Raw genomic sequence first — 11,976 nt, 5'->3', positions numbered from 1 at the left:
GGGGACTAGATCCCCTTGAAGGGTCGTTCGAGACCAGGACGTTGATAGGTCAGGTGTGTAAGCGCAGTAATGCGTTCAGCTAACTGATACTAATTGCCCGTAAGGCTTGATCCTATAACAAGTCTGTTTCGCGCTACAGAGCGCGTCGGACGGTTGGATTCTCGTGTGTGATACACACAACCTAATTACTGCTTCTTCCAAGATTGGTCGCGTTGCGAAGCAACGTGACAACCCCCTTTGCCTGATGACCATAGCGAGTCGGTCCCACCCCTTCCCATCCCGAACAGGACCGTGAAACGACTCTACGCCGATGATAGTGCGGATTCCCGTGTGAAAGTAGGTAATCGTCAGGCTCCCTTAGCCAAGAACCCCCGCCCGAAAGGCGGGGGTTTTTGCATTTCGGCGTCCAAAAAAAGCATGTGGCGAAGCGTTCCGAGGCTACTCCGCTTTCCGCTTACGCAATCCATCGCAGCGCCGATCTCCTCATTCAGCGCTCTGCCGTTCTTGAGCCCCTCCGCGATTGCGTCGTCTGGATCTCTCGCTCCTCCCGCCAACCAGAGCCGTCCATCTTCAGACCGATTCCGGCCAATGCCATACTTCGCATGACGATGTTGTGATGATCGGTGATGAGCGATATTGATCGACAATGATCGATAAATACGGCTTTTTGGCGAGAAATCTCCGCACCTGCGCGTTCTCGAGCACCGTGTCATATGCGTCACTCGGCGAATGCAGCGCGAAATCATCACAAAAATCTATGCGCATAAAGTTCATTCGCGCAACAGGCACGGCAGAGCGGGGAGCAAGCCCTTCGGGGTAATATCATCGTTCGTCCCGATTCCCGGGTGCTTGCCCGCATCCACCGGCGATCGGCGCTTTTTGCATTCCGTCTCCCGCATCGTTCATGACTGACAGCCCCGCCCAAGGTGGTCGGACGACCGACTTCTTGCCGTATCTCGTCGCCGCGACGTTCTTCATGGAGTATCTCGACACGACAGTGATCGCGACCGCGCTGCCCCAAATGGCGCGCTCGTTCGACGTCGGGCCGAATGCGCTGAGCCTCGGGATGACGGCCTATATGCTGGCGCTGGCGGTGTTTATTCCTATCAGCGGCTGGATCGCGGATCGCTATGGTTCGCGCACCGTCTTCGCGAGTGCGATCGTCGTCTTTACCGGCGCGTCGGTGCTGTGCGGGCTCTCCGAAGGCGTGATCTCGTTCACGGCTACCCGGCTGCTGCAGGGTGTCGGCGGGGCGATGATGGTGCCGGTCGGGCGGATGATCGTCGTGCGCAGTACCGAGAAGGCGAAGCTGATGCGTGCGATCGCGACGATCACGTGGCCGGGCATCGTCGCGCCCGTCGTCGGGCCGCCGATCGGCGGCTTCATCACGACCTATGCATCGTGGCGATGGATCTTCCTGTTGAACGTCCCGTTCGGCGTGGCCGCGCTGGTTTGTACCTGGCTGATTGTCCGGAATACGCGGGCCGACGAGCAACGGCCGCTCGACTGGGTCGGCTTCGTGCTGGCCGGCGGCGCCTTGACCTGCCTGCTGATCGGCACCGAAGCGGCCGGCCAGCAGGATGTCGACTTCATGCGCGCGGCTGTCCTGTTGGGCGCAAGCGTGTTGTTCGGCATCGCCGCATGGTTGCATGCGCGACGCTGCGCGCATCCGCTGCTCGATTTCACGACGCTGAACGTGCCGACGTTTTCGGTGACGGTAGTCACCGGCTCGATCACGCGGATGGCGATCAACGCCGTCCCGTATCTGCTGCCGCTGCTGTTCCAGATCGGTTTCGGGCTGTCGCCGTTCCAGTCAGGGCTGCTGCTGCTCGCGAGCGCGCTCGGCAATCTCGGGATGAAGGCGGGCACGTCGTGGATCCTCGACCGTTATGGTTTTCGGCGCGTTGCGCTCGTTGACGTGACGATCGTCGGCGTCTTCACGATCGCATGCGGCTGGCTGACCGCGTCGACGCCGCTGGCGATCACGTTGTTCGTCGTATTCGTCTACGGGCTCACGCGGTCGATGCAGTTCACCACGCTCGCGACGCTGGCTTATGCGGATATCCCGGCTCAACAGACGAGCGCGGCCAGCACGCTGTGGAGCGCCGCGCAGCAGATGACGATCGGGATGGGGATCGCGTTCGGTGCATTGTCGCTGCGGCTCGCGGCATGGGTGCGCGGCGATGCGGCCGGCATGCATTACGTGCTCGACGATTTCCGCTGGGCGTTCGTCGCGGCCGGCGTGCTCGCGCTGCTGACGTTGCCGGGCTACGCGCGGCTGGCTCTCGATGCCGGCGACCGACTGCGGGCCAGCGTGGCGCGAGGATAGGCCGGACCGCAAATCATATTGGTGGGGCGACAGGTGAGTGCGCATGTTTTGCCGTGCTCACCGGCAGCGCTGATTCATTGCGACCGCGATCCCTTGACGGTCTGCGCAATCGGTTCTCAATCGCCGCGGGGGAGCGGCGTTCTGGCCCACAATGCTCGTCCGGAACGCTTTCCTAACGATGACCTGCGATGCCCGGGACGAGCTGAATGCGAGGCGCGATAAGCGGCGCGGCAGCAGCGCAGCTGTCCCGGCTCCCGCTACTGCGCGTCATGGAAGATGATGCCGACCGTGTGGCGATGGCCGCTTCGGATCCGGCTCACGCCGTGGCGCAGGTTGACGCGATAGACGCCACGCGTTCCCTGCACGGGCCGGCCGTGTACCGCGAAGATCACTGCGTCGCCTTGCGTCAGCGGCACCACTTCCGCACGCGACTGCATGCGGGGTCGCTGCTCCGTCAACACGAACTCCCCGCCACTGAAATCGCGGCCCGGCGCCGATAGCAGAATTGCGACCTGCAGCGGAAACACGTGCTCGCCATACAGGTCTTGGTGGAGGCAGTTGTAGTCATCGGCGCCGTATTGCAGGATCAGCGGCGTCGGTCGCGTCTGTCCCGCCGCGTGGCAGCGACGGAGGAACATCGGATGGTCTTTTGGATAACGGACATCGATCCCGAGCGCCTGATTCCAGCGATTCGCGATCGGCGCGAGATGCGGGTAGATCGTCGTGCGCAGCTCGGCGATGATCGCAGGCAGCGGATACGCGAAATACTTGTACTCGCCGCGACCAAAGCCGTGCCGCGCCATCACGACTCGTGAACGATAGAGCGCGTCGCGCGGATAGAGCGACGCAAGCGCATCGCACTCGCTTGCCGACATCAGGCCCGGCACGCGCGCGCATCCGTAGCGATCGAGTTCGGCAGCGACGCCCGGCCAGTCGAGGGAGTCGACGCGTTGCGCGATGTTCACCGGTTCGACGGCAGGTTGCAGATCGAGAATGTTCACGGGCGTACCTCAGGGCATCGGCAGTGTGGCGCCGTGCGATCGCGCACGGTCGAATCCACGATGAAAGCTGATGAACCCAGTCTAGCGGCGTCCGGGCGCCGGTACGTTCCAGATCTTGCGCTTCAATTCCGGCCAGGAAACGGGGAAACGTCGAAGGCGCGGCGTCGACACACTGAATGTGGCGACGGGCCGGAGCAGAGAGGCAGAGCGGCGGAGAAGCAGAGAAGCGCCAGATCCAACCTGCCGCGGCGGGTAGCCGGCTATCGCCCGCCACCCGCCGCATACACGATCAGGCCAGCGACCGGAACAACCAGTAAAGCCCTGCCGCCAGCGCGATCGACGCCGGCAGCGTCAGCACCCATGCGAGGACGAGGCTGCGCACCGTACTCCATTGCAGCCCGGAGCCGTTCGCCGCCATCGTGCCTGCGACACCCGACGACAGCACGTGAGTCGTCGACACGGGCAGCCCGTACATGTCGGCGGCGCCGATCGTCAGCATCGCGACCAGTTCGGCCGATGCGCCCTGTCCGTACGTCAAATGCTGCTTGCCGATTTTTTCGCCGACGGTCACGACGATCCGCTTCCAGCCGACCATCGTGCCAAGGCCCAGCGCGATCGCGACGGCGACCTTCACCCACGTCGGAATGAACTTCGTCGCGTGGTCGAGCTGCTTGCGATAGTTGTCGATCGCGAGCTTGTCGTCAGCGGCGAACGCGGGCTGGCCCGACTTCTCCATCAGACGAATGGCTTCGGACACCAGATACATCGTGTTGCGGACGTTGTCGACATCGCGCTGCGGCACGGCCGCCATCGAGCCCGACGCACCCACGGCGGTTGCGAGCGACGTGGACAACTGCGCGACGGCCGGCAGCACGGCGGGCGTCAGTTCGCGATGCTGCACGTAGTGTTCGACATCGGCGCGCGGGTTCGCGGACGGCGCGACGCCGTTCGTATACTTCCCGAACGTCGCAGCCGCCTGGTTCGCGACCGCCACGAAGGTCTGCGATTCGGCGGGCGTGACGGCCTTGTTCAGCGCATACGCGGTGGGCACCGTGCCGATCAGGATCAGCATGATGAGGCCCATCCCTTTCTGCCCGTCGTTCGACCCGTGTGCGAACGACACGCCGGTGCAGGTGAGGATCAGCAGGCAGCGAATCCAGAACGGCGGCGGCTGATCCTTCGGCGGCTCCTTGTACAGCTCAGGAATCCGCACGGCGGCCTTCAGCACGAGCAACAGCAGCGACGCACACAGGAAGCCGACGATCGGCGAGAACAGCAGCGACTTGCCGACGCCGAGCGCCTGGCCCCAGTCGACGCCGCTCGTGCCGGACGGCCCGTGCAGCAGCTGGTTCATCAGCCCGACGCCGATGATCGACCCGATCAGCGTATGCGAGCTCGACGACGGCAACCCGAAATACCAGGTCGCGAGGTTCCAGACGATCGCGGCGATCAGCAGCGCGAACACCATCGCGAAGCCCGAGCCGCTGCCGACCTGCAGGATCAGCTCGACCGGCAGCAATTGCAGGATGCCGAACGCGACGGCGCCGCTCGAGACCATCACGCCGAGGAAGTTCCACATGCCCGACCAGATCACCGCGACGTTCGGCGTCAGCGAGTGCGTATAGATCACGGTCGCGACTGCATTCGCGGTGTCGTGGAAGCCGTTGACGAATTCGAAGCCGAGCGCGATCAGCAGCGCGGCGCCGAGCAGCAGGTACGGGAACAGCGTCCCTTCGCGGACCGGCGCCAGATCGTCGACCAGGTGCGTGGCGATATAGACGGCGCCGAGCACGAGCACCAGCAGGAACGCGGCATAGCCGATCTGCCGGGTGCGTGCGACGGAACCCGGATCGTTCGGGGCGGATGAAGCAGGTTGATTCATGACGGCATCTCGTGAGGGAACCGCGTCCGATCCTAGCTGCGGCTAGCAGTCAGTTTGATGACAGTCGGGACGACGAACGGTGTGTCTTACAGAGGTGTAAGGCGAGCGGTGGCATGCGACGCGTCGGCGCGCATCGTGCGCTCACATAGTGAACAGCACAGTGACCTACGCGCCGGCGTCGCGCGGGTCATTGCCCGTCTCGGCCAACGTCCAGCCGGCCGACGATGCGACGAATGTCGTGCACGACAGCGGCGCGACGTCGACACGCGCGGCCGCCTCGAGGCTCGTCCGCCGCACGTGCGCGATGGCCGCGCGGACGATCGGCGCATGCGTGATCGCGACGACATCGCGATCGGTCGGCAGCATGCTCAACCACGTGCCGACCCGATGCGCGGCGGCGTCGAACGATTCGCCGCGATGCGGCGACGCGGACGGCGTGCCGATCCACGCAGCAAGTTCGTCGGGCAGGTCGCGCGCGAGATCGTGCAGCCGTTTGCCGCGCCAGTCGCCGTAGTCGATGTCGCGTAGCGCATCGTCGATGTCGGCGTGCAGCCCGAGCGCTTCGGCGGTCTGCGTTGCGCAGCGTGCCGGGCTGCACAGCACGAGCGAGCCGGCAGCACCCGCCCACCGGCCGCGCAGCGCAGCGGCTTCGGCGAGCCCGTGCGCGTCGAGCAGGTCGTCGTCGGGAAACGTGCCGGTGCGCATCGCGCGGGTCGATGCGTGTGCGATCAGGCAGAGCGAGGCAGGCATGGTCATGTCGGTTGTCGGATGATCCGGAACGGGCCGCGCCGACTCGTGTGTCATCGCTTCAATACGCGAACGTTCGCGCGTACAATTCGCCCGATACGAAGCGCGGAAGCCGGTGCAATTCCGGCGCGGTCGCGCCACTGTAACCGGGGAATCGACGATCCCGGAAGCCAGACCTGCCTTCGTACCCATCCATCATTTGTCGGGGCGCGATTCCCCTGAGGTGCATCCATGAGCGAAGCAGTGCTGAAGCCGGCGGTCGTGCCGGCACCCATCCCCGTCCGTGAGCTGTTGCCGTGGGCCGTGTTCGTCGGCCTGATCCTGCTGCTCGCGCTGTATTTCGTCGGTGCGGAACAGGGCGCGACGTCGCTCGTGCCGGGCATGGTCGTCCACGAATTCGTCCACGACGGCCGCCATCTGCTCGGCTTTCCCTGCCACTGACGCGGAGCCTACGATGGTCGGAAAGCTGCTCATGCGCGGGATGCTCGCAGGCATCGCCGCGGGCCTCCTCACGTTCGGTTTCGCCAGGATCGTCGGCGAACCGCAAGTCGATCAGGCAATCTCCCTCGAAGAAAAAACCGCCGCCGCTCAAGGCGAGGCGCCGGAACCCGAGCTGGTCAGCCGCCATACGCAGGCCGGCCTCGGGCTGCTGACGGCCGTCGTGACCTACGGCGCGGCATTCGGCGGGCTGTTCTCGCTGGTCTTCGCGTATGCGTACGGACGCGGCAGCCGCCTGCCGGCACGGCCGCTGGCCGCGTGGCTCGCGCTGGCGGCGTTCGTCGCGCTCGTGATCGTGCCGAACCTCAAGTACCCGGCCAATCCGCCGTCGGTCGGCGACCCCGACACGATTGGCTATCGCACGGGGCTGTTCTTCCTGATGATCGCGATCTCGGTCGCGACGATGGTGTTCTCGGTCAGCGTGCGCCGCCATCTGCTGGCGAAGCTCGGCCAGTGGAACGCATCGATCGTCGCCGGGCTCGTGTTCGTTGCGATCATCGCGGCCGTGCAGATCGGGCTGCCGTCGGTCAGCGAGCTGCCCACCGATTTCCCGGCGGCCTTGCTGTGGAAGTTCCGCGTGGCGGCCATCGGCATGCAGGTGATCATGTGGACGACGATCGGCCTGCTGTTCGGCGCGTGGGTCGAGCGCGGCGAACGCGCCGGCATGCGCGCCGCCTGACGCGCAGGGCAACCGGGCGCGCCTAGCGCAGCATGCGCGGCGCGCTCCAGGTCGACTCGCGCGCCAGCGCGACGAACGCGGCCAGATAGTCGATTGCTGCGTCCGCCTCGCGGATGCCGAGGAAGATCTGCTTCGCGATGCCGTTCTTGCCGAGCTTGACCGGCACGACGGGCATCCGGTCCGCATACTCGTCGGCAAGCCACCGCGGCAGCGCAGCTACGCCGCGCCCGCTCGCGACCATCTGCAACATGATGTCGGTCGTCTCGATCGACTTGTGCCGCCGCGGCACGATGCCGGCCGGCGTCAGGAACTGGTTGTAGATGTCGAGCCGGTCGGTTTCGACCGGGTACGTGATCAGGATCTCGTCGGTCAGTTGCTCGGGCGTCACGTAGTCGACGTTCGCGAACCGGTGCGAATCCGCGACCACCAGCACCTGTTCGTAGTCGAACACCGGATCGAAGCGCAGCCCCGGCTTGTTCAGCGGATCGGGCGTCACGAGCACGTCGATGTCGTAACCGAACAGCGCGCCGATGCCGCCGAACTGGAAGCGCTGCTTCACGTCCACGTCGACGTCGGGCCAGCGCGACAGGTACGGCGACACGACCTTCAGCAGCCACTGGTAGCACGGGTGGCACTCCATCCCGATGCGCAGCGTGCCGCGCTCGCCCTTCGCGTACTGCTTCATCCGTTCCTCGGCGAGCTCGAACTGCGGCAGCAGGCGGTTCGCCAGCTTCAGCAGATACTGGCCGCCCTGCGTGAGCCGCAGGCCGCGGCCTTCCCGGTCCCAGATCGGTGTGCCGAGCTGCTGTTCGATTTTCCTGACGGTATGGCTGAGTGCCGATTGCGTGAGGTGCAGCGCGTTGGCCGCCGCGGTCAGCGAGCCCTGGCGCTCGACTTCACGAATGACGACGAGATGGAATCGTTCGAGCATGGATCGCGTGCATCCCATCGATACATGAAAAATGTTAATGGATGAATGAAATAATGCCATTTTATTTCATGGTTTGAAATCCCTATGATGGCTGCCGGATCTTCATTTTTTCTCTGGACGGCAGCTTCATGGTCACGACACACAACCTCGGTTTTCCGCGCATCGGCGCGAAGCGCGAACTCAAGTTCGGTCTCGAACGCTACTGGAAGGGCGAATCGTCGCGCGACGAACTGAAGGCGCTTGGCGCCGAGTTGCGCCGGCGTCATTGGCACGACCAGCGCGATCTCGATCTCGCGCCGATCGGCGACTTCGCGTTCTACGACCAGGTGCTCGACATGAGCTTCACGCTTGGCAACCTGCCGAAGCGCGTGCAGGATTTTCACGGCGATGCGCTCGACAACGCTTTCCGCGTCGCGCGCGGCCGTTCGGCGCAGTCGACGGAAGAGCATGCGGCATGCTGCGGCGGGGTGGCGGCCGGTGAAATGACGAAGTGGTTCGACACGAACTACCACTACATCGTGCCGGAGTTCCATGCGGACACGAACTTCTCGCTCGATCCGGCGCGTCTGCTCCAGCAACTCGCCGAAGCGAACGCACAGGGCGTGCGCGCAAAGCCGGTGATGCTCGGCCCCGTCACGTACCTGTGGCTCGGCAAGGCGAAGGACGATTTCGATCGCCTCGCGCTGCTGCCGAAGCTGCTGCCGGTGTACGGCGCGCTGCTCGACACGCTGACCGCGCAGGGCGTCGAATGGGTACAGATCGACGAGCCGATCCTCGTGACCGAGCTCGACGCCGAATGGCGCGATGCATTCCGCACCGCGTATGAGGCGCTGGAAACGCGCCGCATCAAGCTGCTGCTCGCCACGTACTTCGGCCAGCTTCAGGACAACCTGGCGCTCGCGGCGTCGCTGCCGGTCGACGGCCTGCATATCGACGCGATCAACGCACGCGACGAAATCGACGCGCTGGTGCGCGAGCTGCCGCCGGAGCGCGTGCTGTCGGTCGGCGTGATCAACGGCCGCAACGTCTGGAAGACCGACCTGAACGCCGCGCTCGACTGGCTCGAGCCGCTTGCGAAGCAACTGGGCGACCGGCTGTGGCTCGCGCCGTCATGCTCGCTGCTGCACGTGCCGGTCGATCTCGCGAGCGAGGAGACGCTCGACGCGGAAATCCGCTCGTGGCTCGCGTTCGCGCTGCAGAAGCTCGACGAGCTGAAGGTGCTCGCGACCGCGCTGAACGAAGGCCGGGACAAGGTGGCCGACGCGCTCGCCGCGAATGCCGCCGCGATCGATTCGCGCCGCCGCTCGCCGCGCGTGAACAACCCGGCGGTGAAGGCCGCGCTCGCGCGCATCGACGCGCAGCTCGGCAACCGCGCGAGCCCGTATACGCAGCGTGCATCGAAGCAGTCGGCGCGCCTGAACCTGCCGGCGTTCCCGACGACGACGATCGGCTCGTTCCCGCAAACCGCCGAAATCCGCCAGGCGCGCAGCCGGTTCAAGGCCGGCGCGCTGGACGAAGCCGGCTATCGCGCGGCGATGCAGGCCGAGATCGAACGCAGCGTGCGCGAACAGGAATCGCTCGAACTCGACGTGCTCGTGCACGGCGAAGCCGAGCGCAACGACATGGTCGAATACTTCGGCGAGCAGCTCGACGGCTATGCATTCAGCCAGTTCGGCTGGGTGCAGTCGTACGGTTCGCGCTGCGTGAAGCCGCCGATCCTGTTCGGCGACATCAGCCGCCCGAAGGCGATGACGGTCGAATGGATCGCCTATGCGCAGTCGCTGACGGACAAGCCGATGAAGGGCATGCTGACCGGCCCCGTGACGATCCTGAACTGGTCGTTCGTGCGCGACGACCAGCCGCGCTCGGTATCGTGCTACCAGCTTGCGCTGGCGATCCGCGACGAAGTGCTCGATCTCGAGAAGGCCGGCGTGCGCGTGATCCAGATCGACGAAGCGGCGCTGCGCGAAGGGCTGCCGCTGCGCCGCGCGCAATGGAGCGACTACCTGAAGTGGGCGGTCGAGTCGTTCCGCATCACCGCGAACGGCGTGCAGGACGATACGCAGATCCACACGCACATGTGCTATTCGGAGTTCAACGACATCATCGCGTCGATCGCCGACATGGACGCGGACGTGATCACGATCGAGACGTCGCGCTCCGACATGGAGCTGCTCGATGCGTTCGACACCTTCAAGTATCCGAACGAAATCGGCCCGGGCGTGTACGACATCCACTCGCCGAACATCCCGACGCAGGATCATATCGTCGGGCTGATGAAGAAGGCGGCCGAGCGGATTCCGGCGGAACGTCTGTGGGTGAACCCGGACTGTGGGCTGAAGACGCGTCAGTGGGCGGAAGTGATTCCGGCACTGACGAACATGGTCGCCGCCGCGAAGACGCTGCGCAGCGAGGTGCGGTAACCACGCAGCGAACGCCGTGCGGTGCCGTCGCGATCGACGATCGTCGATCGTCGATCGGATGGAAAAAAACGACCCGCGGAAGCGGGTCGTTTTGCGTCATGCATGCCTTTGCGACAGGCGCTACGCGGTGCGCGTGCCGCGCGGCAGCGCGTCGTCCGCCTTGCCGGGCGCGCCCGCATCGTCGATGCCGACGCGGCGCGAGATCAGCCACACGCACAGCGACGACAGCATGGCGGCGCTCGTGTACTGGAGCGCGAGCGGCCACCATTGCGGCGCGGTGTTCTGCGCGATGATGGTCGCGACGAGCGGCGTGAGACCACCGGCGAGCGCGCCGCACACCTGGTACGCGATCGAGATCGCCGTATAGCGGATTCGTGCGACGAAGATGCCGCTGACGAAGCCCGCGACGACCGAGTAGTAGCCCGATTCAGCGAGCGTCGCGAGGCCGACGCCGACCGTGATCGACACCGGCGTGCCCAGGTGCACGAGCGGCAACATCACGAACGGGACGATCATCGCCCATGCGCCGGTGATCAGCAGCACGCGCGTGGTGCCGAAGCGCTGCGCGAGGAACGCGGCCGCGAGCTGCACGACGAACTGCAGCACCGCGACGATGGTCATGCAATGCAGCACCATCGACCGGTCGAGCGACAGGAACTGGGTCGCGTAGCTGATCATGAAGATGTTGCTGAAATACACGCCGGCGATCCCGTACACGTTTGCGCCGATCGCGAGCAGCAGCAGCGGCCAGACCTTGAGCGCTTCGCGCAGCGGCTTTTGCGCGATGTTGCCGCTCTTCCTGACTTCCTCGAACTCGGGCGATTCCGACACGCTCGCGCGGATCACGAAGCCGACGATCAGCAGCACCGAGCTCGCGAGGAACGGCACGCGCCAGCCCCAGCTCATCATGTCGTCCTTCGACAGCGTGCTGATCGCGCCGAACGCGAGCATCGACAGGATCAGGCCGCTCGCGCTGCCCAGCTGCGCGAACGACGCGAAGAACGTGCGCTTGCCTTCGGGCGCATGCTCGCCGGCCAGCAGCACCGCGCCGCCCCATTCGCCGCCGACCGCGATGCCTTGCAGCACGCGCATCAGCACGAGCAGGATCGGTGCGATCACGCCGGCTTGCGCATGCGTGGGCAGCAGACCGATCGCGACCGTCGACACGGCCATCAGCATCAGCGTCGCGAGCAGCGACCGCTTGCGGCCGAAGCGGTCGCCGAGATAGCCGAACATCACGCCGCCGAGCGGCCGCGCGAAGAAGCCCACCGCGAACGAGCCGAACGACGCGAGCAGGCTGATGAAGCGATTTTCGCCGGGAAAGAACAGCGGCCCGAACACGATGGCGGCGGCGGTCGCATAACTATAGAAGTCGTACCACTCGATCGTCGTGCCGACGAACGAAGCGAGCGCCGCCCGCTTCGGTTGCTTGACGGAAGTCCCCATCTGTTATGTGCTCCTCTGGAATCCTCTGATTTGGAATGGG

The 11,976-nt window shown here is 65.2% G+C and carries 9 protein-coding genes, 2 rRNA genes and 1 riboswitch; of the genes, 6 read left to right on the top strand and 5 right to left on the bottom strand.

Annotation, left to right across the window (positions count from 1 at the left end):
• The 3 genes from CFB49_RS26830 to CFB49_RS26820 all read left to right on the top strand — a co-directional run.
• A 23S ribosomal RNA gene (locus tag CFB49_RS26830) occupies window positions 1-114 on the top strand; the annotation flags it as partial.
• 126 nt (window positions 115-240) lie between these two features.
• Window positions 241-353, top strand: a 5S ribosomal RNA gene (gene rrf, locus CFB49_RS26825).
• A gap of 551 nt (window positions 354-904) precedes the next feature.
• Window positions 905-2,329 carry an MFS transporter gene (locus CFB49_RS26820; protein ID WP_089492762.1) on the top strand — a complete coding sequence of 475 codons (1,425 nt, stop codon included), beginning with the start codon at window positions 905-907 and terminating at the stop codon, window positions 2,327-2,329.
• Between the two features lie 257 nt (window positions 2,330-2,586).
• Here the strand turns inward: CFB49_RS26820 and CFB49_RS26815 are convergent, their stop codons facing one another.
• The 3 genes from CFB49_RS26815 to CFB49_RS26805 all read right to left on the bottom strand — a co-directional run bounded on the left by CFB49_RS26815 (window position 2,587) and on the right by CFB49_RS26805 (window position 5,968).
• On the bottom strand, window positions 2,587-3,330 hold the full coding sequence (locus tag CFB49_RS26815; protein WP_089492761.1) for a 2OG-Fe(II) oxygenase: 744 nt from the start codon (window positions 3,328-3,330) through the stop codon (window positions 2,587-2,589).
• 289 nt (window positions 3,331-3,619) lie between these two features.
• Complete coding sequence (locus CFB49_RS26810; protein WP_089437031.1) at window positions 3,620-5,212, bottom strand: inorganic phosphate transporter; 1,593 nt, start codon at window positions 5,210-5,212, stop codon at window positions 3,620-3,622.
• Between the two features lie 165 nt (window positions 5,213-5,377).
• Window positions 5,378-5,968 carry a histidine phosphatase family protein gene (locus tag CFB49_RS26805; RefSeq protein ID WP_089492760.1) on the bottom strand — a complete coding sequence of 197 codons (591 nt, stop codon included), beginning with the start codon at window positions 5,966-5,968 and terminating at the stop codon, window positions 5,378-5,380.
• Window positions 5,969-6,018: 50 nt separating this feature from the next.
• Window positions 6,019-6,157: riboswitch (cobalamin riboswitch) on the top strand.
• A gap of 33 nt (window positions 6,158-6,190) precedes the next feature.
• Between CFB49_RS26805 and CFB49_RS26800 the strand changes: the two genes are divergently transcribed.
• Window positions 6,191-6,400 carry a CbtB domain-containing protein gene (locus CFB49_RS26800; protein WP_034175140.1) on the top strand — a complete coding sequence of 70 codons (210 nt, stop codon included), beginning with the start codon at window positions 6,191-6,193 and terminating at the stop codon, window positions 6,398-6,400.
• Between the two features lie 13 nt (window positions 6,401-6,413).
• Entirely contained in the window at window positions 6,414-7,136 is a 723-nt protein-coding gene (locus CFB49_RS26795) for a CbtA family protein (protein ID WP_069620860.1), read from the top strand.
• A gap of 22 nt (window positions 7,137-7,158) precedes the next feature.
• Here CFB49_RS26795 and CFB49_RS26790 read toward each other — a convergent pair whose 3' ends face one another.
• The gene (locus tag CFB49_RS26790; protein ID WP_069620861.1) at window positions 7,159-8,067 is read right to left on the bottom strand and encodes a LysR family transcriptional regulator; all 909 of its coding nucleotides are present in this window, start codon (window positions 8,065-8,067) and stop codon (window positions 7,159-7,161) included.
• A gap of 128 nt (window positions 8,068-8,195) precedes the next feature.
• Here CFB49_RS26790 and metE point away from each other — a divergent pair, with 128 nt between their 5' ends.
• Complete coding sequence (metE, locus tag CFB49_RS26785) at window positions 8,196-10,490, top strand: 5-methyltetrahydropteroyltriglutamate--homocysteine S-methyltransferase (RefSeq protein ID WP_089492759.1); 2,295 nt, start codon at window positions 8,196-8,198, stop codon at window positions 10,488-10,490.
• A gap of 120 nt (window positions 10,491-10,610) precedes the next feature.
• On the opposite strand, the gene CFB49_RS26780 is transcribed toward metE, so the two are convergent.
• Window positions 10,611-11,936: an MFS transporter gene (locus tag CFB49_RS26780; RefSeq protein WP_069620863.1), complete on the bottom strand. Its 1,326-nt coding sequence runs from the start codon at window positions 11,934-11,936 to the stop codon at window positions 10,611-10,613.
• Between the last annotated feature and the right edge of the window lie 40 nt (window positions 11,937-11,976).

It is taken from the genome of Burkholderia sp. AU17457, assembly GCF_002223255.1.
Classification (GTDB): Bacteria; Pseudomonadota; Gammaproteobacteria; order Burkholderiales; family Burkholderiaceae; genus Burkholderia; species Burkholderia sola.
This window is presented reverse-complemented; position numbering and strand designations above follow the sequence as displayed.